Consider the following 21,734-nt stretch of genomic DNA (forward strand, 5'->3'; position numbering starts at 1 on the left):
CTGCTAGTGTTGTTTGGTACGCGCCCTGAGAAAGGTCATTCGTGGATTACCGCACTATTCGACTTACCGCCATCGGCGACGAGCTCCTGGCCGGACACGGGGACCCGCGGGCCCTGGGCTGGTACGGCCGGGTGCTGGCACGCACCTCGAACACCGACGTCCGCATCGAGAGCTACACGCTCGCTGCCCCCGGAGAGGGATCCGAGGCCCTGAGCACCCGCTGGTTCGACGAGGCGTCACGCCGTTTCGGCGACAACGTCGACAACCGCCTGATTATCGCGCTTTCGGACCGGGACCTGGACCTGGGCCTGTCCACCGCGCGCAGCCGGCTGAACCTGGCCAACATCCTGGATTCCGCCTCGCAAATGAGCATCAAGGCCCTGGTCGTGGGCCCGGCCCCGGGACTGGATCCCGAGCGCAACGCCCGCCTCGCCGAGCTCTCCCACGTGTACGCGGACGTGGCCACGCGCCGCAAGCACCATTACGTCGACACCTTCACCCCGCTGCAGAACCACGCGCAGTGGCGCAATGACCTGTCGGTGAACGGCGGGTTGCCAGGGCAGGCAGGCTACGGGCTGATGGCCTGGCTGGTGCTGCACCGCGGCTGGTACACCTGGCTGGGGCTGCCGGAACCCGGCGCCAGCTGAGATTTTCCCGCGGCGACGGCACCGGTTGTTGGGTCCGGGTTCGCGGGTGTGGCAGACTGGACGAAGTCCAACCTGGGACCAAGATCACAAAGGAGTCCTCACATGAGCAAACGATCACGTAAGCGTAAGGATCGCAAGCGCGGCGGCGCCAACCACGGCAAGCGCCCCAACACCTAAACAGCTGCCTCCGGCCCGGTGAAAACCGGGCAGGAATGTTAACTGCGAAAGGGCCGGACCCCGGAACCATCGAAAGATGGCGAACCGGGGTCCGGCCCTTTTGACGTGTGTCGGACGGGCCAGTAGCCCCTAGGCGTGGCCGGATTCCACGCGGATCTCGGAAATCCGCGTGATGATCTTCGACTTCAACGTGTCGGGCGCGATTTCCTGGCAGCTGCGGCGCACAACGGAGCGGATGATGCACTCCAAGTCGTACTCCTCGGCGCATTCCTCACAATGCTCCAGGTGTGCCTTGACCTCGTTGAGATCCTTCAGCGACAGCGCACCGTCAAGGTACTCGTAGAGGCGGACGATGCGATTGTCGTCGCAGTCGCCCAGCGAATGGCAGTCACCCATTATTTCTTCTCCGCTCCGGGCGTGGGTGCCCCTTGTGTCTTTGGTGCTGCACCGATGCCGCGTTCGTGCGCGTAGTCGGCGAGCAATTCTCGCAATTGTTTACGGCCCCTGTGTAGCCGTGACATCACCGTGCCGATCGGTACACCGAGGATCTCGGCGGCATCCTTGTAGGGGAAACCTTCGACGTCCACGAAGTACACCGCCAACCGGAACTCCTCGGCAATCGACTGCAACGCGTTCTTCACGTCCGAGTCCGGCAGGTGGTCAAGGGCCTCGACCTCGGCCGAACGCAGCCCGGCCGGGGTGTGCTCCGCGGCCTTGGCCATTTGCCAGTCCTCGACGGTGTCGGTCCCGGTGCGCAATGGCTCGCGTTGACGCTTGCGGTAGAGGTTGATGTACGTGTTGGTCAGGATCCGGTACAGCCAGGCCTTTAGGTTCGTCCCGGGCTTGTACTGGTGGAAGGCCGAATACGCCTTGGTGTAGGCCTCCTGGACCAGGTCCTCGGCGTCCGTGGGGTTGCGCGCCATGCGCATCGCCGCGGAGTAGAGCTGGTCGACATATTGCAGCGCGTCGCGTTCGAAGCGCTCGCGCCGTTGTGCTTCGGTCTCATTGGCTACCGGTACAGTGTCGGTGCCCTGTATATTCTCGGTCATCACGGCCAAGTCTACGCGCAGCCGGGGTTCGCTCGGGGCCGGGGATTCCGCCAGCAGTACTCCCATAAGTCCTCCGCTTCTTGCCATGGTTGGTTCTCTTGCCCATGACACCGCCCTCTGCGTTCCGCAACGCAGCAAACGTGCCACATAGGAGGTAACACGCAAGGGCGCGACTCTATTCCACCGGCGGTAGCCTCCTGCGGCTAGAATTGGGGCCACGGGGGAAAGCATTTTCCCGGCGCACGGCCCCGGTGCCGCGCACCGCACCGAATGCCTGCACCCGATGAGCAAGCTTTTGGCGGCACACGGCCGTCAAACAACGATCGGCGGCAACGGCGCCGCCACCGACCATGACACCCACATTCCCACTCCCCCAATCACCGCCGCCCGTCCCGCGGCACACCCCCCACCCTTGACACCCGGAGGCAGCCGTTGAGCAACCAAGACACCATGGACACCACGTGGGACGCCCCGCACCCCGCACAACCCGTTGACGGCACCGTCATCGTCCCGGCGTCCAAGTCGTTGACCAACAGGTACTTGCTGCTCGCCGCCCTGGCCGACGGGCCCTCGCGCATTTCCAACGCGCTGGCCTCCCGCGACTCGGACCTGATGATCGCCGCCCTGCGCGCCCTGGGCACCGGCATCGAAAGCGTCGACTCCCCCGACGGCACCGTCCAGCTGCGTATCACCCCGATGGACCTGGAGGCGCAGATGGGCCAGGTCGACATCGACTGCGGCCTGGCCGGAACCGTCATGCGCTTCGTCCCGCCGCTGGCGGCACTGGCGCGCGGCTCCTTCACCTTCGACGGGGACCCGCACGCGCGCCTGCGCCCGATGGCCCCGGTGCTCACCGCCCTTTCCGACCTCGGGGTCCAGGTCACCGGGCACGGGGAACCCGGGCTGCTTCCGGCAACGGTCAACGGCACCGGATCCCTGGCAGGCGGGCGCATCGAAATCGACGCCTCCGGTTCCTCGCAGTTCATCAGCGCCTTGATGCTGGTGGCCCCACGCACCACGCACGGGGTGGAGATCGTCGCCGCGGAGGGACGCATCGCCAGCCCGGACCACATCGAGATGACGGTGCAGACCCTGCGCGAGCTCGGCGTCGTCATCACCCGCCCCGACGAGCGCAGCTGGAGGGTCGAACCCGGCAGGATCCGCGCCTTCGAACGCACCATGGAACCGGATCTCTCCAACGCCGGGCCGTTCCTGGCAGCGGCCATGGTCACCGGCGGCACCGTGCGCATCCCGCACTGGCCAAGCACCACCACCCAGGTCGGGGACCAGTGGCGCACCATCCTCACCCGCATGGGCGCGCGCATCACGCACCACCAGGACGGCACGCTCCAGCTCACGGGTCCCGCAGAGATTTCGGGCATCGACTATGCCGACTCGTCCGAACTCGCCCCGACGCTGGCGGCCATCTGCGCTCTGGCGACCGGCACGTCCCGGCTGACCGGCATCGCGCACCTGCGCGGGCACGAGACCGACAGGCTCGCCGCGCTCGCCACCGAGATCAACAACCTCGGCGGCAGGGTCACCGAGCTGGAGGACGGACTGCTCATCGAACCCGCCCCCTTGCACGGCGGCAGCTTCGCCACCTATGCCGACCACCGCATGGCCACCGCCGGTGCCATCATCGGCCTGGCGGTTCCCGGGGTGGAGGTCGTTGACATCGCGACCACCGCCAAGACCATGCCCGATTTCCCCACACTTTGGACCACGCTGGCCGCCAGCGGGAAGGCCTCACGCTAAGCACATGACACGCAACGCACGGGAATGGGATGAATCGGATGTCCGCATCCGCCCCAACAAAAAGGGATCACGCCCCCGCACCAAGGACCGCCCCGCCTACGAGGATGCGCTCATCGGCCGGATCATCACGGTGGACCGCGGCCGCTACCGGGCCATCCTCGACGAGGACACCCCCGAGGAGCGGATCGTGATTGCCGCCCGCGCCCGCGAGTTGCGCCGCAACCCGGTGGTGCCAGGGGATTTCGTGGCGCTGGTGGGCGACACCTCCGGGGAGCCCGACACGCTGGCTCGGCTGGTGCGCATCGAGGACCGCAGCACCCTGCTGCGCCGCAGCGCCGATGACACCGATCCGGTGGAGCGAGTCGTGGTGGCCAACGTGGACCAGCTGGTCATCGTGGTGGCGGCAGCGAACCCGGAGCCACGCACCGGATTCATCGACAGGGCCATCGTCGCCGCCTTCGACGCGGGGATCCATCCGCTGCTGTGCATCACCAAGGCCGATGTGCGCGACCCCGAGCCGTTCCTGGAGAACTACCGGCACCTGGACATCGACATCGTCGTCTCGCGCACCACCGACGAATCGGCCACCGGCATCGACGCACGCTCGGCCGACGGGCTCTCGGCACGCCTGGCCGGCACCCCGGTGGAGGAATTGCGCGAGCATCTGGCCTCCAAGGTCTCGGTGGTCATCGGGCACTCGGGCGTGGGCAAGTCCACCCTGGTCAACGCCCTCACCGGGGCGCAGCGGGCCACCGGCAACGTCAACGCCGTCACCGGCCGCGGCCGACACACCTCTTCCTCCGCGCTGGCACTGCGCATCGACGACGCGCCGGCCGGTTCCTGGATCATCGACACCCCCGGCATCCGCTCCTTCGGGCTCGCGCTGGTGGACCCGGAAAACATCCTCAACGCCTTCGACGACCTGGTCCCGATCGCCAACAAGTGCGCCCGCGGCTGCACCCACAAGGCCGCCGAGCCGCAGTGCGCCCTCGATGCGTGGGTCGCCTCCGGGGAAGCGGGCCCGGTGGGCATCGCCCGGCTCGAATCCTTCCGCCGGTTGCTCGGACAGGACGAAACCGCAGAGGCCAAGGAACTGGGCACCGCCTAGCAGCGCGGGCCCGATGGTGCCCCAGCCCACACCACGGTGCGGCCGGGCATCACGTGACGCCGCCGTACCGACATCTTGCAGTGCTGCCGCCGCCTCGTGGGATAGGTTTGAGGGTATGAAAACCGATGTCATGACCTACAACGATGACCTGCGCCTGGCCCACGTCATTGCCGACTCGGTCGACGCCCTGACCCTTTCGCGCTTCAACGCCGTGGACCTGGTGGTGGAGACCAAGCCCGATTTGACCCCGGTCTCGGATGCCGACAAGGCGGCGGAGGAAGCCATCCGGTCGCACATCTCCCGTGCCCGGCCGCGCGACGCCATCACCGGCGAGGAATTCGGCACCACCGGCAAGTCCACCCGGCACTGGGTCATCGACCCCATTGACGGGACCAAGAACTTCGTGCGCGGTGTCCCGGTGTGGGCCACGCTGATCGCGTTGATCGACGACGGTGAGCCCGTCGTCGGCCTGGTCTCCGCACCGGCGCTGAACCGGCGCTGGTGGGCGGCCAAGGACATGGGCGCCTACACCGGCCGCTCCATGGCCAGTGCCCACAAGCTGAAAGTCTCCTCGGTGGCCAAGCTCGAGGACGCCTCGCTGTCGTATTCCTCGCTCTCCGGCTGGAAGGAGCGCGACCAGCTGCAGAACATGCTCAACCTCACCGACGCCCTGTGGCGCACGCGCGCCTATGGCGACTTCTGGTCCTATTGCATGGTGGCCGAGGGCGCCGTCGACCTGGCCTGCGAACCCGAACTGAACCTCTACGACATGGCCGCACTGGTGCCCATTATCCGCGAGGCCGGCGGCCGCTTCACCTCCGTCGAGGGCGTTGAGGGCTGCAACGGTGGAAACGCCGTGGCCAGCAACGGCCTGGTCCACGACGCCGCACTGGAAATCCTGAACCTGGGCCGCTGATGCTCCCGACACGCCTGACCTCCAGCGAGGAAAACTACCTCAAGGCGCTCTACTCGCTGACCGAGTGGGAAGACGACCCGGTCACCACCGGCACCATTGCCGCACAGCTAGGAGTCGCCCCGGCTTCGGCCACCGCGATGGTGTCCAAGCTCGCCGGCAAGGGCCTGATGGTCCACCCGCGCTACGGGGCCATCACATTCACCGATTCCGGCCGCCTGGCTGCGTTGAGCGTGGTGCGTCGGCACCGCCTGATTGAGACGTTCCTGCTCGATGAGCTCGACTACGGCTGGGACGAGGTGCATGAGGAGGCCGAACTGCTCGAGCACACCGTTTCCACCCGCTTCATCGAGGCCCTGGCCGCACGGCTGGGGCACCCGGCAGCGGATCCGCACGGCGACCCGATCCCCGGCCCCGACGGCACCCTGGAGATGCCGCCGGCCATCCGGCTCGACCGCTTCGAGGCGAACGGATCACCGACCCTGGCGATCCTGTGCCGAATCAGCGACGAAGATCCGGAGCTGCTGCGTCGGTGCACCGATTTGGGCATCTCCCCCGGCAGCACCATCGTGTTGCCCCACCCGGAGCTCAGCAACATCGACGCGACCATGCTGTGGGTGCTTCCTGCACCCCTTGGTGCATAGCCGCCGAGGAACGGGAACCTGACGTGGGCGCACCGAACGGACCAACCGGCGTGGGCACCACAAGGCCAGCCGAGTCGACGTCGCGCGCCCACGGAGTAAACCTGGTTGCCGTGGCCGTGGGCGGTTTCTGCGGTGCAGCCCTGCGCGTGGGGCTTGGACTCTGGTTCCCCGATGCCCCGGGCTTCCCGGCCACTACCTTGGCGATCAACGTCGCCGGCACCGCTGCCTTGGCTGCGCTGACCAGTTACTGGCAGATCACCCGCCGCGCTCCAGGTTGGCTGCGCGCTGGGGTCGGCACCGGATTCCTTGGGGCCTTCACCACCTTTTCGGCGCTGGTCCTTTTTGCGCTGGGTTCCACCCCGGCCCGGGCCGCGCTGGATCTGGTCGTATCCCTGATACTCTGTGCTGCTGCCGCATGGGCAGCGATGTGGTGGGTCGAGCGCGCCCTGGCTGGCCGGCAAAAGTCGACACAGTCAGTTCAGGCATCGCCGCCCGCCGCGGATCCGGACGGCGGGGGTGCACCATGAGCTCATGGGGCATGGGCGGCTTCCTGGTCATTGCGCTGGCTGGCGCCATCGGTGCCCTGGGTCGCTACGTACTGGACATTGCCGTCTCCGGCGCCCAGCATCGCAGGGCCGGATCCGGCGGCGGGATCTTCCCACTGGGCATCTTGGCCGCGAACACCGCAGCATGTTTCCTGGTTGGTGCCGCGGCTTCCTGGGCGAACAACCACGGGGTTGACTGGGCCGCGGGCAGCCTGTCCGGGGTACCGGGCCTACTGGTCATGGCATTGATCCTGGGCATCGGCGGCGGCTTGAGCACCATGAGCACCTTCATGGTGGCCGCGGTGTCGTTGTGGCGCTCTGGCAACCGCGACATGGCCTTCACCTACCTTGCTCTGACCTTCGGTGCCGGGCTTGCAGCCGGTGTGTTCGGAGGACTCGCGGCGACGTTGCTGCCCTGAGACCCACCGTGCGACCCTACCGGGACTCTCCACGGAGGTCCTAGCCTGAGCCACACACATTAGCGCGCAGCGCGGCGGCCGGTGGCCTTCTTGCGACTCTCCACGTTCTGGCCCCGGACAGCCACCGTCAATGCCAGGCTGATAGCCGTCAGTACACCCATGCACACGGCCAGCACCGGCTGACCGGCAATGGCGAGCAATCCGGCACCCGTGGCAAAGAGCAGGTGGGCCACTACCGCGTGGTATGGCTGTGGCAATCGCAAGTTTGCCTTTGGCGACATGAAGAGTGCCCAGAAAATGAATACGGGCATCACTGCGATGATGACGGCCACGAGGGGGCTGAAGGGCAGCATTGTCATGGCCCAGATGCCCAGTGCGCCCAATAGCGCGACTTCCAGGATAAACGAAACGATCATCAGCGCCATCATGATGCCGCCGCCGGCTCCGGCACGGTCCTGGCCTGCATCCGCATCGGAAATCGTGGACTCTTCTGCTGGCCTCGACGAGTCGGCTGGTCCAACGTTCTCGTTGACCTCGGCGGGCCACGAATTCGACTCATCGCGCTCGGCAGCCGGCTCGCGGTTCGTCGGTTCCTCGGCACCGGCTGCTTCAATAATCGCCTCATCGGCAGTTGTCGTCTCGGCCGTTTTCGAGGTATCCGGGGTGGCGGGTGGGGTCGAGTCCGCCCTGGCAGCTGGGAATTCCGGGTTGCTTCCACCGGTCTCGGGTGCCGCGGGAGATGCGCTTCCAGATTTTGTGGATTTAGAGACGGTGCGGGCCGCTATTTCGAATTCTGTTTGGTTTGACGCTTCGTTTGCTTTTTCGGTGTTCGTTTCCTTGGCCGCAACGCCAGGCTTGGCCGTCGGCGCGCCAACGGGTTTCAGCGGAGCGCTGGTCAATTTAGTGCCATCAAGGGAGGCTGCGGGCCGGTCGCCCGCCGAAGAATCCCGTGCCGTGGCTTTTCCAATGTCCTGTGCTGCTTGTGCGGGCTTGGCAATCGGGAGAGTGCCGGATGTCGCGGTAGGAGACGTCCCGGGCTTTAGAGGCCCGGCAACCTCATTCTTCTTTGGTTCGTTCGGAGCGTCAGGTCGATTGGCAAGCGCCGCAGATCCAACGGGCGTCTTCTTGACCGGGCCAGCTGCAACGAAGGGCTTCTTGCCCGCCGCGGCTTTGGTGGGAACCTGTCGGACACCGGGCTTCGCGGAAGACGAATTCGGGGTTTTGGCCGTTGATGAGACGGATTGCCGAGCAGCGGGCGAAACCGGCTTGGCCGAACCCGGAGCAGGCACGGCACCGGCGGACTTGGCAGGAGCCACCGTCTTCGCCAGACCCGGAGCGGGTATGGCACCGGCGGACTTGGCAGGAGCCACCGTCTTCGCCAGACCCGGAGCAGGCACGGCACCGGCGGACTTGGCAGGAGCCACCGTCTTCGCCAGACCCGGAGCGGATACGGCACCGGCGGACTTGGCAGGAGCCACCGTCTTCGCCAGACCCGGAGCAGGCACGGCACCGGCGGACTTGGCAGGAGCCACCGTCTTCGCCAGACCCGGAGCGGATACGGCACCGGCGGACTTGGCAGGAGCCACCGTCTTCGCCAGACCCGGAGCGGATACGGCACCGGCGGACTTGGCAGGAGCCACCGTCTTCGCCAGACCCGGAGCGGGTACGGCACCGGCGGACTTGGTCTTGCTAATTGAGTCGACGACGGGCTTGGCAGGGCTCGCCACAAATCGCGGGGAAGGCCCGTCTATTCCTGCTCCAGAATTGGAGTTCTTTTTTCCGCCGGGCTTGCCCTTGGAAACTTTTTGCACGTTGTAGGGCGTGACTTGGTTTTTCTTGGGCGGTCCGGGCTTGGGAGAACGTGCAAGGGAGCTTGGCGAAGCGGCTACCGCTTCCTTTGCGGCCCCGGGCGTCCCACCGATCGCATCGCTCGCGACGTCAACTGGGACGGTGTTCTTCGCTGGCACACCGTTTTTCGACGTTGGCTGCTCCGGCATGTTGGCCCTACCTCAGATGGACTCGACAAAGCCCGACTTACGCCGAGCTGACCATTTACCAGCCAAGTCTATTGCGTCGGACCGACGGGAAGGCAAAACGCCATGTCACACTGCATTTCCAATAAATACAAATCGTCGACCAGACCCAAGATGTGATCGCCGGAACACGGCCCGGAAACGACGAATGAACCTCGGGGAGGGGCCCGAAAGGCGCCCTGAGTTCGGACCATCAGACATAGACACCGTTCACATCCGGCTCAAGGGACGCAGGTCGGACCAGTTGGAGAGAGTCACGACCACTAGGTTTTCCATCTCGTCATGCAAATGAACCGGGAAGCACCATTGCCCAGCGTTCTCTTTGCTGGCGGGCCACCCTCACGTGCAAGCCTTAGACTCGAATTCGCTACTTCGGAAGCATCGCACCCCGGCCATCACTTCGAGGAAACTTCAACCCTCAGCGACGAATAACTGACTGCCTGGTCATTCAGCTAGAACACCTGCTTCGGACCGACAGGCCAGTGTGTCCGCGGGGCTTCGGCACTTGCTGTTAAACCAAACGATCCGTGGTCCTGAATCAGGACCACGGATCGTTTCTTTGTGGCGGGGACAGGATTTGAACCTGTGACCTCCGGGTTATGAGCCCGGCGAGCTACCGAACTGCTCCACCCCGCGTCGGTAAATACAACGATACCAGCGCGCTCCCCTCACGCCTAATCGAGCCGTGGATTCGTCGATGGTTGACATTCCAGTCAGCATGTTCGACCCACGCCAGCGACGCAGGAACGTTTTTCTGCATCGGGGAACAACTTCAATGAAATTAACTTCCACCAGCGACACCCATCAGGAAAGAGTAAAGGACCCCGACCGGGTTTCCCTGGTCGGGGTCCTTCATTCGTGGCGGGGACAGGATTTGAACCTGTGACCTCCGGGTTATGAGCCCGGCGAGCTACCGAACTGCTCCACCCCGCGGCGATATAACAATCATCGCCGATTGGGTGAACAGTAAGCAAATCCTGGAGGTGTCGCCCTGCTCACATACGTGGCAAGGCGACACCTTGATGCGGATAGATCCCTTCGCCTTACGGCGCGGGGGTCTCTGAGGCCGGGGCCTCGGGAGCGGGTGCATCGGTAGCGGGTGCATCCGTCGGTGCCGCGGCACCTGTCAGTGCATCCTGTGCCTCGGTGGCGCGCTCGAGCGCATCCTGCAGCTTGGCCTGCTCCTCGCCGTACTTGGCGAAGTCACCCTCGGCAAGCGCGGCCTGGCCGGCGGTGATGGCAGCGTTGGCGGCCTGCAGTGCCGCGCTGAGCTGCTGCTCGGCGGTCTGGGTCGCCGGAGGAGTCCCGGGTTCCTCGCCGTTGCCTTCACCATCACCGTTTTCGCTGGTGACCGCGCCCGAGGTTCCCTCGAACACCTGGTCAAGCGCCTCGCCAAGGGTGTCCGCGAATCCGACCCTGTCGCCGAAGGCAACCAGTACCTTGCGCAATGTCGGGTAGGAAGTCTGTCCGGAGGACTGCACGTAGACCGGCTGGACGTAAAGGATGCCGCCGCCAACCGGCAACGAGAGCAGGTTGCCGTTCTTGACTTCCGAGGCGCCCTGGCGCAGCAGGTTGAGCGCCTGCGACACGGTGGCGTTGGAGTCGAAGTTCTGCTGTGCCTGGCCGGGGCCGGGCACGGAGAGCTCGCGCGGAATGGCAAGCAACCGAAGCTTGCCGTAGCCCTCGGCCTTCACTCCCGCCTCGGTTCCGGCATCGGCCTCCGCGGACAGGAAGCCGAAGAGCACGTTGCGCTGCTGTCCCCCGGAGGCGGTCTGCGGGATGAAGGTCGACGTCAACGAGAAGGCTTCCTTGTCCTGGCCCGGCATCCGCAGCGACAGGTAGTACGGGGGCTGCTTGATGCTCGCGTTGGACTGCGTCGGATCGGAAGGGACCGACCAGGCATCGTTGGCGTCGTAGAAGCCCCCCGGATCAGTCACGTGGTAGGTGGCGAGCAGTTCGCGCTGCACCTTGAACAGGTCCTCGGGGTAGCGCACGTGGCTCATCAGCTCGGCGGACATGTCCTTGTAGGACTTGATGTTCGTCGGGAAGACCTTCTGCCATGCCTGCAGCAGTGGCTCTTCCGGCTCCCAGGCGTACAGCGTGACCGAGCCGTCGTAGGCGTCGACAGTGGCCTTGACCGAGTTGCGGATGTAGTTGATCTGCCCGGTCTGGGACACCGCACGGGTGCCGCCGGTCAACGAGTCGGTGACCGCCGAATCCAGTGCCTGCTGCTTGGAGTACGGGTAGTTCTTCGAGGTGGTGTAGGCATCGACGATCCACTGCACCCGCCCGTCGACGATCGCCGGGTAGGCGTTGGAGTCCACGGTCAGGTACGGGGCGACCTTCTCCACGCGCTGCTTCGGGTTGCGGTCGTAGAGGATCTGCGAGTCCGAGTTGATCGCGTCGGAGAGCAACAGGTCGGTCGAGGCGAACTTCAGCGAGTAGACCAGGCGGTTGAAGAAGTTTCCGACCGCCGGTCCGCCGTCGCCGTCAAAGGTGTTGCGGGTGTCTTGGCTGCCCGAGCCGGAGGCCGGCCGGTCAAGCTCGCGCGGCTCCCAGTCGTCGGGTCCCCCGACGATCGAGTAGTCAGGGGACATCTCGCCGAAGTAGATCCGCGGCTCGTAGGTCTCGTCGCTGGCCAGCACGCCCTGGGTGGGGATGCCGGAGAGCATGAAGTCCGGGCGCCCGCCGGCGGCAACGCGATTGCCGAAGGCTGCCACCAGGCCGTAGCCGTGGGTGTAGGTGATGTGCTGGTTGACCCAGGTGTCGGTCGGGTCGACGTTCACTTCGCGCACGCCGATCACGGTGTCCTCGACGGTGCCGTCGATTTCGTACCTGTCCACGTTCAGCGTCGGGGTGAACTTGTAGTAGGTACGGAACTGCTGCAGCTGGTCGAACGCGGCCGAGACCAGGTTCGGGTCCAGTAGGCGGATGTTGGTGGTGGTGGCCCGGTCCTGGGCCAAGGCGTTCTTCTGCGGGTTCAACTCGACGTCGTAGTCGGTTTCGTCCACCGAATCCAGGCCGTAGGCCTTGCGCGTCATGTCGATGTTCTTTTGGATGAACTCGCGTTCCAGCGTCTTTTCCGAGGGAATGACCTGGTACTGCTGAACGATGAACGGGTAGATGCCGCCGGCGATGATGACCGTCACCAGCAACATGGCGGTGCCGATGATCGGCAGGCGCCAGCGGCCCATGATGGCAGCGACGATGAAGGTGATCGCCACCAGCACCGCGGCGATGGCCAGGATGGTCTTGGTCGGGATGACGGCATGCACATCGGTGTACAGGGCACCGGCAACGCGGCCGTTTTGCGAGAGCAGCGTGGAGTAGCGGTCGACCCAGAAGTTCACTGCCTGCAGCAGCAGGAAGCCGACGGCGAAGACGGCAATGTGGATGCGTGCGGGCTTGCCGATGACAATGCCGCCGCGCTCCTCAACGCGGATTCCGCCGTAGAGGTAGTGGGTGAGCAGGCCGGCGATCCCGGCAATGAGCACGACCGAGATCAGGTACCCGTTGAGCAGGCCGATGAACGGCAGCGAGAACATGTAGAACGACAGATCCATGCCGAACTGCGGGTCGGCCTCGTTGAAGTCGACCTGGTTGAAGAAGAGCAGCACCTCTTGCCACTGCGAGGTCACCGCAGTGGCGGCGAAGACGCCGATGACGACCGGGACACCGATCATCAGCAGGCGGCGCATGGGCTCAAGCTGCGACTGGTACTTGGACATCGCGTCCTGGCGCTGCCCGTCCGGCGCGTAGACCGGCCGCGAACGGTAGGCCAGGCGCAGGGAGATCCAGATCGCGAAGGCCATGAGCAGGAATGCCACGATGAAGATCGCGGCCTTGGACAGGTACTCGGTCCAGAACACGCGCTCGAAGCCGAGCTGGTTGTACCAGAGCACATCCGCGTAGACGCTGGAGACGAACACGAAAACGGCAACAAGGATACCGATGACGATGATCGTGGGCATCAGCGGGGATGGGCGTCGCTGACGGGGCTGCGGGTCGGGTCGTCCTTCGGGGCCCCGCGGGGGGCCCTCAAAGGGACTGCCAGTGCCAAAACTCAATTTTTACCTCACCATTGGAACGTTCGGCGCGCGGGAAACGCGCCTGAAATGTGTCTTTGTTCCCATTCTGCCTTGCATCGGCGCCCGGCGAAGCACCCCTAAGGATGATGTCGCGGAAATGTGAGGTGATTGTGACCCGCACCGAGGCACATCGCAGCCGCGGGCCCCGGGTGCCGATTATCCGCAGGAAGGGAACGCGGCGGGGTCCTGGCCTGCGGCGATCCCCTCGACGGCCGCCCGGGCCTCGGCAAGGGTGGCTACCTTGATGACATCGAGCCCGTCGGGGACCCGGCCTGCGACATCGGCACAGTTCTCCGCCGGGGCCAGGAAGTACTCGGCCCCCTGGTCCTTGGCGCCGACGAGCTTTTGCGCGATCCCGCCGATGGGTTCGACCTTTCCTTCGGCGGTGATGGCGCCGGTGCCGGCAAAGTGCTTGCCCCCGGTCATTTCACCTTCGGTCAGCTGGTCCACGATCGCCAGGGCGAACATCATGCCGGCACTGGGACCGCCGACGTTTTCCAGCCCGAACTTCACCTCCAGCGGGAAGTCGAAGCTGCCCGAGAGCAAGATCCCCAGCTGCCGCTGGCCAGCCGGTCCGGCGTCGGTGCCCACCGTGACAGTCATCGGCTTGCCGTCGCGGATGATGCCCAACCTGCTGGGCGACTCCCCCGCCGCGTCGAGCTGTTTCTTCAGCGATTCAAGGTCGGTGATTTCCTGGCCGTTGATGGTCTCGAGCCGGTCCGAGACCTTCAGGGCACCGGAATTCCGCTCGGTGGCGAACCCGACCACGCCCAGGTGGCTGGAGTAGGGGATCTCCAGCTCGTGCAGGGCCGCGGCGGTGGAGAGCTGCTGCGAATCGTCCATCATCAGGGTGTTTTGTTCGCTCTGCTCGGTCGTGGTGGTGCCGCGCGGCAGCACTGTCTCCTCGGGCACCACGTCCTCGTCCGGGTTGATCCAGCCCCACAGCACGCTGAAGAACGGCAACCGCTGTTGCCCCCCGCCCTGGACGTACACAGTGGTCATGTCCAATTGCCCGGAGGTGGGGTAGGTCGTGGCCCCGCTGATGTCGAGCAGCCTGGTGCCCTCCACGCTGCCGATGGTGTTCAGCGCCGGACCCGCGGATTCGACCACGAAGTGAGTGGGCAGCAGCGTGGCCGCCGCGATGATCACCATGGCGAGCCAGCCGGCCCCCGCGCGCTTGTGGCGCAGCAGGCCCTGGCCGGGATCGGTTGCCGGCCAGCGGTGGGTCAGCGGCCGGTGGTCGGCGCCGTCCGGGTCCGGGTGTGCTGCCGGGGCCACGTCGGTGTGCCGGCCGTGCTCCGGTCCTGGTCCTTCATGCACTGCTGGCACGACTCCCTCTTTCATTGCTCGTGTTCGCGCTCGCGGCGCAGGGGGGGTGTGCACCTTGCGACGTGGCATCCTCCAGCCTACAAGCCCCTTGCAGGACCGGGCGTCGTCGGCGCCGGACCACCGAGGACTTCACAGTGTTTTCCGATGTGCCCACAGCGAACTGCAACTCCAGTTCATGTGTTGATGCCGCGGCCCGGGGGTACCGTTGAACCATGGCTGAAAATCCCCCATCAAACCGACCCGACGACTCCGAAAACGATGACGAGAACGCGAAGGACCCGTTCTCCGAGATGTTCGGCTCTCTCTTTGGCGGCGCCGGCGGATTTGACCCCAAGAACCTTCCCGCGGGGCTGGGCGAGGCCATGGGCCTGTCCGACAACCCCGAGGCCATGGCGCAGATGATGGCGCAGGCCCAGGCGATGATGGCAGCGATGGCCAAGGGCGACGGCGGCCCGGTGAACTGGAAGATGGCCACCGATGCCGCCCGCCAGTCCATCGCCTCCAACGACCCCTCCATTTCCGCGAACCGCGCCTCGGCCGTGGCAAACGCCGCCCGGCTGGCCGAGATGTGGCTCGATGCCGCAACCGTGTTCGAGGCCGACGGCAGCGAATGCCGGGCCTTCTCCCGCGCCGAATGGGTGGAAAAGACCATGCCGGTGTGGAAGTCGCTGACCGAACCCGTCGCACTGAGCGTGGGCAAGGCCATCACTGCAGCGTTGGGCGAGCAGATCCCCGAGCAGATGCGCCCGATGATGGGTGGGGCACAGGGCATGCTGCAGCAACTGGGCGGCACCATGTTCGGCATGCAGCTGGGCACCGCCGTCGGCGGCCTGGCCAAGGACGTGCTCGGCGCCACCGACATCGGGCTGCCGCTGGCCGGATCGGCACCTGCCCTGGTGCCCACCAACATCGCCGCCTTCGGCGAGGGCCTGGAGATCCCGGAGCAGGAAATCCTGCTCTTTGCCGCGCTGCGCGAATGCGCCCACGCTCGCTTGTTCAACCGCGTGCCATGGCTGCGTTCCTCGGTGATTTCCGCCGTCGAGTCCTACGCCCGCGGCATCCACATCGACATGTCGCGCATCGAGGAAGCAGTGCGGGACATCGACCCGATGAACCCCGAATCCTTCCAGTCGCTGATGGGCGAGGGCCTGTTCATGCCCAAGCGCACCGCTGCCCAGGAAACCGCGCTGGCCAAACTCGAACTGGTGCTGGCATTGATCGAGGGCTGGGTCGACGAGGTCGTGGCCGCCGCCGCGGCGAACCTGCCCGGCGCCCCCGGCCTGCGCGAGACCATCCGTCGCCGCCGGGCAGCCGGCGGGCCGGCAGAGAACGCCTTCGCCTCCCTGGTGGGCCTGGAACTCCGCCCACGCCGCCTGCGCGAGGCAGCTGCCCTCTGGGCGCACCTGCTGGAGGAACGCGGGCTGGAGGGACGCGACGGGATCTGGGCGCACCCCGACCTGCTGCCCACCGACGAGGATCTCAAGGACCCGCAGGGATTCACGTCCCGTCGCCAGCTGGCCGAGGCCAGCATGGACGACATCGATGCGGCGCTGAGCAAGTTGCTGGCCGGCGGCTTCGACGAACCCGAGGCCGGCAAGGACGATGCCTCGGACACCCCGGAGGAAGGCGGGAAGCCAGATTCCCCCACCGACTCCGGGGCCGAGAAGGGTCCGGAACCGGAGAGCCCCGGCGACAAGTAGATGTGACCAACGACAGGGGGGTGCCCGCGCCGATGTGCGCGGGCACCCCCCTGTCGTTGACGGTTGGGACTGACCGGCTGAAAGGTCATGGCCACCCGGAATGCCGAAGCCGCTTGGGTCCGGCAGCGGGCAGTCCTACCCGGCGGCTTGGCCGAACTCCCCGAACCCGCCGTCAAGATCATCGAAGTCGTCGATGTCATCCTCCCCGCCCAAAGGCAGGTCACCGGGTGCATGGGCCCCGGGCTTGGCCGCTGCATGGTAGCCGTGGCTGACCCCGGAGAGGAAGATGTTGGCATCGTGCACCCGTGGGTAGCGTGAAAGCGCCGCCTTGAACCGCGGGCCGTGGCCGTCGCGCGGTTCCACCAGGTGGGCGAGTTCGTGGGCCAGCACGTAGTCCTGTACCCATTGGGGCATGGCGCGAAGCCGGTCCGAGAGCCGGATCCGGCGGCTGTTCAAGCTGGCCGAACCCCAGCGCCGGTTCTGGTTTGACACCCAGGACACCGAGGATGGATCGGCACGCCCGCCAAAGAGCTGGGCATCCATTTCCCGGGCCCGGGCCGCCAGCTGCGCGTCCGGATCCGTCGCGGAGCCGCGGGCGACCTTGCGCATGACCTTCTTCACCATGTCGGCCACCAAAAGCCGTTCGGCGTGCTCGGTCAGGCCAGCTGGCACCGAGACCACCATGGTGTCCTGCTTCCACGCCCCGGAGATGGTCTTCTTGCGCTTGGCCGAGCGCACCACGCGGATGGGGGTGCCCTTCTCGTCCACGTACTCGATGGTCGATGGTTGGGTTCGCATGTTGGTGTCCTTTCCGCCACTGCGTGGTGCCGCTGCCTGTGCCGATGCCCGGTCCCCCCGGGTGCCGGGGCACTTTCCCGCTCCAGGGTGTGGATAGCCGGCGAGTCCCCCGCGGCCGGTGCCACGATGGGTTCATTCAGGGCGCCGGCGACGGGGAATCGTGCCGGTGCCGCCGTTCCCCCAAGGAGAAACATCATGAGGATCAACCCGGGCTTGCAGGTACTTAGCCTAGTGGAGGGCGTCATCCAGATTGGCACCGGGCAGCGCGCACGGTGGATAACCGGGCTCACTCCGGCGGAAAAGCGTTTTGTGCTCTCCCTCTGCGAGCACGGCCCGCGCCCTGCAGGCCCCGCGCCCGACCTGCCTGATGAGCGGCGGCGGACAGAGATCCTGGCGATGCTGGGCCCGGCGTTGGTCCAGTCCCCCACACAGCCTCCGCTCGCGGAAGGAGCGGAACCTGTCGGTGCGCTTGGCACGGGATCCGGGCTTGGGGCGCGCCTGGTGCCCGATGTCCTGCAATGGGGAGCCGCATACCAAATGGATGCCGTCCCGGTGCTGCGGCGCCGCGCCGAGGCCAAGGTGGCTCTCTATGGCTGCGGGCGGATGGGCCAGCTGCTGGCCCATGTCCTGGCCGGCGCCGGCGTCGGGTCCCTGATGCTCTGCGACGGTTCCCCGCTGGATGCCGGGGACCTGGGTGCAGGGACCACGGGCATCACCGGCGTGGGGGCCCCGCGTGCCCGTGCCACGGCCCGGGCCCTGCAGTCGACATACCCGCACCTGGTGGTGGCGGATGCCGCCGGTCGCAGTCCCGACGCAGCGGCCCTGGACATGGCGGTGGTGATGGCAGGCGGCATGCTGCCGCCGCTGGAATCCCTGGCCGTCGATGCCGCGATGCTGCCGGTGCTGTTCACCGATTCGGGAATGCACCTGGGTCCGATGGTCATCGACGGGCTCACCATGTGCGCCGCATGCGCGTGGGAACAATGCGACCCCACGCTGCGGATGCTCGACGCCCGGGAGTCTGCCGCACGGGCACCGGCGTTGCGCCCCGAGGCCTCGCTGGCCGCCGTGGCCGCCGGCCTTGCGGCCATGGCGGTGCTGATGGCCCTGGACCGCATCAATATCCCGGCGGCGGCCGGATCCATGACCGTCTGCGACCTTCCCACCGGCTCCATCACCTCCGTGCCGGCCAGGGCCAGGTCCCGCTGCACCTGCCTGGACCCGCTGGCGGCCTGAGCTTCGCTTCTAGTCCACTGTCTCGCCGGCCAGGATGGCCAGCACGGCCTCGCCGTAGCGCTCCAGCTTGCCCTTGCCGACGCCGGACACCTGGCCCAGGCCGGCAAGACCGTCGGGTTTGGACTCGGCAATGGCCATCAGCGTGGCATCGGTGAAGATCACGAAGGCCGGAAGCGAGTTGGCCTGGGCCACCTGCAGCCGCCAGGCACGCAGCGAATCGAACACCGCTTCGTCGTACCCCGCCGGGCAATTGCCGCAGCGGCCCAGCTTGCGTTCGGTGGCGCTGGTCAGCAGTGTCCCGCAGACCCTGCACTTCGGCGGTCCCGCCGGGCTCCGGCGCCGGGCGGCCTTGGGCGCGGAGGCGACGCGGGAGGTTCCCGCCGGGCGCAACCCGTCCAGGAAGCGCGAGGGCCGGCGGTTGGCCCGCCCTCCGGGGGTGCGCGCCAGCGACCAGGACAGGCCAAGGTGAACGCGGGCGCGGGTGATGCCCACGTAGAGCAGGCGCCGTTCCTCGTCGTATCCGGCCTGGTCGTCGGCGAAGGAAATCGGCATCAGGCCCTCGGAGAGCCCGACCAGGAACACCGCGTCCCATTCCAGGCCCTTGGCCGCGTGCAGCGAGGCCAGCGTGACCCCCTGCACCGTGGGGGCGTGCTGGCTGGCTGCGCGTTCCTCCAGCTCGGCCACGAAGGTGTGCAGCGTGAACGGGACCTCGGAACCTGCTCGGGCCTCCGCCATCTCGTCGGCGAGCGCCACCAGGGCGGAAAGCGACTCCCACTTTTCGCGCACTGCGCCGGAGGCGGCAGGTGCCGTGGCGCTGTAGCCCAGCGAAACCAGGATGTCGCGGGTCAGCTGCGGGACGGTTGCCCCGTCGACCTCGGTGGTGGCGTGGCGGGCGGCGGAGCGCAATTGCAGCATCGCGTCGCGCACCTCGCGCCTGGCGAAGAAGCGTTCCCCGCCGCGCAACAGGTAGCCCACACCGGCCGAGGCCAGCGCCTGCTCGTAGGCGGCGGACTGCCCGTTGGTGCGGAAGAGAATCGCGATTTCGGACGCGGGGGTGCCCTCGGCAATAAGTTTCTTGACGCGCTGGGCGATCTCCGAGGCCTCGGCCTCATCGTCCTTGGCCTCGAAGAAGGTGGGCTCGGGCCCGTTCTCGCGCTGGGCGATGAGTTCCAGCGGGGTGGGCCAGTTGATGTCACGGTCCGGGACCCCGGGTTCGGGGCGGCGGGCGGCAAGCACGCGGTTGGCAAGGTGCACCACCTGCGGGGTGGAGCGGTAGTCGCGCACCAGCTTCACCACCGGGGCCTGCTCATAGGTGGCGGTGAAATCCAGCAGGTGGCGCGGGGTGGCGCCGGTGAAGGAGTAGATGGTCTGGGACGCATCCCCCACCACGCAGAGTTCGTCGCGCCCGCCGAGCCACAAGTCCAGCAGCCGTTGCTGCAGCGGGGAAACGTCCTGGTACTCGTCGACCACGAAGTGCCGGTATTGTCCGCGTACCGAGGCGGCGACCCGTTCGTCGTCCTCCAGGATCGCCACGGTCAACAGCAGGACGTCCTCGAAGTCGATGAACTGCCTATCGGTCTTGACGTCCTCATAGGCCTGGAAGATCCGCGAAACGGTGATCGGATCCAGCCCGCCGGGCTGCCCGCGGTCCGCGGCGGCTGCCACGTAGGACTCGGGGGTGAGCATCGAGACCTTGGCCCACTCGATCTCGCTGGCCAGGTCCCGAACCGTCGCACGGTCCGCGGTGGTGCGCAGCCGGCGGGCGGCCTCGGTGATCAACGGCGCCTTGTAGTCGACGATGGACGGCAGCTGCCCGCCAATGGACTGCGGCCAGAAGTATTGCAGCTGGCGCAGGGCAGCGGCGTGGAAGGTGCGGGTCTGCACGGCCCCGGCCCCCAGCTCCCGCAGGCGCGAGCGCATTTCGGCGGCGGCGCGGGCGGTAAAGGTCACCGCGAGCAAGGAGGAGGGCTTGTACACCCCGGTGTGCACGCCATAGGCGATGCGGTGGGTGATGGCGCGGGTCTTGCCGGTTCCGGCGCCGGCCAGCACGCACAACGGCCCGCGCAGGGTGGTGGCAACCTGTCGCTGTTCCTCGTCCAGCCCGGCGAGGATGCGTTCTTCCAGGGCCCCCATGTCGGTCGTCTCCGTCATGTTCTAGTTTGCCAGCCGTTCGGGTTCGGGCAGCACGCCGCCGTACCAGTGTTCGACCAGGGCACTGGCGATGGAGGTTCCGGTGGGAACTCCGATGGAGCCGGAGCGGACGGCCTCGGCAAGTTCCTCGCGGGTGAACCAGCGCAGGTCGATGATCTCCTCCCCGTCGGGGACCAGCTCGGTGCCAACGGCGGTGGCGGTGAAGCCGAGCATCAGCGAGCGCGGGAACGGCCAGGGCTGCGAGCCCATGTAGCGCGGGTTGCGCACCACGACCCCCGATTCCTCGGCGACCTCGCGGATGACGGCGGATTCCAGGGACTCGCCCGGCTCCACGAATCCGGCCAGGGTCGAGAAGCGCGTCCCGCCCCATGCCTTGTTGGCACCCAGCAGCAACCTGTCATCCTCGTCGGTGATGGCGACAATGACCGCAGGGTCGGTGCGCGGGAAATGCTCCAGGTCCTCGGCCGGGCAGTGCTTGACCCAGCCCGAGGCGCGCAGGTCCAGCTTGCCGCCGCAACGCGGGCAGAAGTTCACCGCGTGGTTCCAATTGGCGATGGCGACGGCCTCGACGAAGAGCCCCGCGTCGCGGGCACCGAGTCCGGCGGCGACGTCGCGCAGCCCCAGCCACTGCTCCGGATCCGTGGAACCGGCCGACGGCTGGCCGTCGGACGTGACAGGGGCATCGTGGAAGGAATGCAGCACGATTTCGGAAGTGCCGTCAAAACCCAGGTAGATCTCCGTGCCGCCGGCCGGCACCGCGGCCAGCTCAATCAACACCAATTCACCATCGAGCACCCTGGCACGACCGCCAACCAGCACCAGGTGGCGGGTTGCGGGATCAGCGCGCAGGACATCGAGCCAGCCCTCGTCGGTGCGCCGCTCGCAACCGCGGTCGGTGGTGGCACGCGCCAAGGGCAGGGCTCCTAGCGCCGGGAAGCTGGTCACAGGGTTCTGCACGGTATCGCTCATAGCACCAACCGTACTGAGAGTTGCGGCCCAACGCCTACTTCAGGGCACCGGTTGTGGCCATCGGCGCACCTTCCCGTGGCGCGGGGCACCGTCCCTCCGACCTCCCCGCGAGGAGCAACCGGAAGGAGTTGAACGCAAAACATGCGACTCGCCGCCGCACCGCAGGACGC

18 protein-coding genes and 2 tRNA genes are annotated in these 21,734 nt (G+C 66.8%); 10 read left to right on the plus strand and 10 right to left on the minus strand.

Translation table 11 applies throughout. The features are described from left to right. Nucleotides 1-41: 41 nt before the first annotated feature. Nucleotides 42-647: a GDSL-type esterase/lipase family protein gene (locus ABD687_RS05505; protein ID WP_264269233.1), complete on the plus strand. Its 606-nt coding sequence runs from the start codon at nucleotides 42-44 to the stop codon at nucleotides 645-647. 102 nt (nucleotides 648-749) lie between these two features. Then, nucleotides 750-824, plus strand: a complete 75-nt coding sequence (locus ABD687_RS20695; protein ID WP_372342882.1) for a 50S ribosomal protein bL37 — start codon at nucleotides 750-752, stop codon at nucleotides 822-824. 129 nt (nucleotides 825-953) lie between these two features. Here ABD687_RS20695 and rsrA read toward each other — a convergent pair whose 3' ends face one another. Beyond that, on the minus strand, nucleotides 954-1,220 hold the full coding sequence (rsrA, locus tag ABD687_RS05510) for a mycothiol system anti-sigma-R factor (RefSeq protein ID WP_264269232.1): 267 nt from the start codon (nucleotides 1,218-1,220) through the stop codon (nucleotides 954-956). After that, on the minus strand, nucleotides 1,220-1,873 hold the full coding sequence (locus ABD687_RS05515) for a sigma-70 family RNA polymerase sigma factor (RefSeq protein WP_264269231.1): 654 nt from the start codon (nucleotides 1,871-1,873) through the stop codon (nucleotides 1,220-1,222). Before ABD687_RS05515 ends, rsrA begins: the two co-directional genes overlap by 1 nt. Nucleotides 1,874-2,305: 432 nt before the next feature. Here ABD687_RS05515 and aroA point away from each other — a divergent pair, with 432 nt between their 5' ends. The 6 genes from aroA (at nucleotide 2,306) to ABD687_RS05545 (ending at nucleotide 7,260) form a co-directional block, all read left to right on the plus strand. Further along, entirely contained in the window at nucleotides 2,306-3,631 is a 1,326-nt protein-coding gene (gene aroA, locus ABD687_RS05520; RefSeq protein WP_302265638.1) for a 3-phosphoshikimate 1-carboxyvinyltransferase, read from the plus strand. A 4-nt stretch (nucleotides 3,632-3,635) separates the two neighbouring features. Then, entirely contained in the window at nucleotides 3,636-4,739 is a 1,104-nt protein-coding gene (gene rsgA / locus ABD687_RS05525; RefSeq protein ID WP_264269229.1) for a ribosome small subunit-dependent GTPase A, read from the plus strand. Between the two features lie 115 nt (nucleotides 4,740-4,854). Further along, nucleotides 4,855-5,655, plus strand: a complete 801-nt coding sequence (gene hisN / locus ABD687_RS05530) for a histidinol-phosphatase (protein WP_264269228.1) — start codon at nucleotides 4,855-4,857, stop codon at nucleotides 5,653-5,655. Beyond that, nucleotides 5,655-6,296: a metal-dependent transcriptional regulator gene (locus tag ABD687_RS05535; RefSeq protein ID WP_310292910.1), complete on the plus strand. Its 642-nt coding sequence runs from the start codon at nucleotides 5,655-5,657 to the stop codon at nucleotides 6,294-6,296. The genes hisN and ABD687_RS05535 overlap by 1 nt, the downstream gene beginning before the upstream one ends. Before the next feature lie 23 nt (nucleotides 6,297-6,319). After that, nucleotides 6,320-6,823 carry a fluoride efflux transporter FluC gene (locus ABD687_RS05540; RefSeq protein ID WP_310292906.1) on the plus strand — a complete coding sequence of 168 codons (504 nt, stop codon included), beginning with the start codon at nucleotides 6,320-6,322 and terminating at the stop codon, nucleotides 6,821-6,823. Beyond that, a complete protein-coding gene (locus tag ABD687_RS05545) occupies nucleotides 6,820-7,260 on the plus strand; it encodes a fluoride efflux transporter FluC (protein ID WP_310292904.1) in 441 nt (146 codons plus the stop codon). The genes ABD687_RS05540 and ABD687_RS05545 overlap by 4 nt, the downstream gene beginning before the upstream one ends. Before the next feature lie 59 nt (nucleotides 7,261-7,319). On the opposite strand, the gene ABD687_RS05550 is transcribed toward ABD687_RS05545, so the two are convergent. From ABD687_RS05550 to ABD687_RS05570, 5 genes are all read right to left on the minus strand, one after another. Then, a complete protein-coding gene (locus ABD687_RS05550) occupies nucleotides 7,320-8,987 on the minus strand; it encodes a DUF2568 domain-containing protein (RefSeq protein WP_310292902.1) in 1,668 nt (555 codons plus the stop codon). Between the two features lie 868 nt (nucleotides 8,988-9,855). Then, nucleotides 9,856-9,929, minus strand: a tRNA-Met gene (locus tag ABD687_RS05555). A gap of 223 nt (nucleotides 9,930-10,152) precedes the next feature. Further along, nucleotides 10,153-10,226, minus strand: a tRNA-Met gene (locus ABD687_RS05560). Nucleotides 10,227-10,336: 110 nt separating this feature from the next. Further along, nucleotides 10,337-13,264, minus strand: coding sequence for a UPF0182 family membrane protein (locus ABD687_RS05565; RefSeq protein ID WP_264269223.1), 2,928 nt, complete (start codon nucleotides 13,262-13,264; stop codon nucleotides 10,337-10,339). 273 nt (nucleotides 13,265-13,537) lie between these two features. Then, the gene (locus ABD687_RS05570; RefSeq protein ID WP_344760969.1) at nucleotides 13,538-14,710 is read right to left on the minus strand and encodes a YlbL family protein; all 1,173 of its coding nucleotides are present in this window, start codon (nucleotides 14,708-14,710) and stop codon (nucleotides 13,538-13,540) included. Nucleotides 14,711-14,922: 212 nt separating this feature from the next. On the opposite strand from ABD687_RS05570, the gene ABD687_RS05575 reads away from it, so the two are divergent. Then, entirely contained in the window at nucleotides 14,923-16,410 is a 1,488-nt protein-coding gene (locus ABD687_RS05575; RefSeq protein WP_310292895.1) for a zinc-dependent metalloprotease, read from the plus strand. A gap of 135 nt (nucleotides 16,411-16,545) precedes the next feature. On the opposite strand, the gene ABD687_RS05580 is transcribed toward ABD687_RS05575, so the two are convergent. Then, a complete protein-coding gene (locus tag ABD687_RS05580; protein ID WP_264269220.1) occupies nucleotides 16,546-17,208 on the minus strand; it encodes a M48 metallopeptidase family protein in 663 nt (220 codons plus the stop codon). Nucleotides 17,209-17,403: 195 nt separating this feature from the next. On the opposite strand from ABD687_RS05580, the gene ABD687_RS05585 reads away from it, so the two are divergent. Then, a complete protein-coding gene (locus ABD687_RS05585) occupies nucleotides 17,404-18,444 on the plus strand; it encodes a ThiF family adenylyltransferase (RefSeq protein ID WP_302265619.1) in 1,041 nt (346 codons plus the stop codon). Between the two features lie 9 nt (nucleotides 18,445-18,453). Here ABD687_RS05585 and ABD687_RS05590 read toward each other — a convergent pair whose 3' ends face one another. Together ABD687_RS05590 and nudC are read right to left on the minus strand one after the other, a co-directional pair. After that, a complete protein-coding gene (locus ABD687_RS05590) occupies nucleotides 18,454-20,595 on the minus strand; it encodes an ATP-dependent DNA helicase UvrD2 (RefSeq protein ID WP_302265617.1) in 2,142 nt (713 codons plus the stop codon). Between the two features lie 3 nt (nucleotides 20,596-20,598). Continuing rightward, nucleotides 20,599-21,564 carry an NAD(+) diphosphatase gene (nudC, locus tag ABD687_RS05595; RefSeq protein ID WP_302265614.1) on the minus strand — a complete coding sequence of 322 codons (966 nt, stop codon included), beginning with the start codon at nucleotides 21,562-21,564 and terminating at the stop codon, nucleotides 20,599-20,601. Between the last annotated feature and the right edge of the window lie 170 nt (nucleotides 21,565-21,734).

Source organism: Paeniglutamicibacter sulfureus, from assembly GCF_039535115.1.
Lineage (GTDB): Bacteria > Actinomycetota > Actinomycetes > Actinomycetales > Micrococcaceae > Paeniglutamicibacter > Paeniglutamicibacter sulfureus.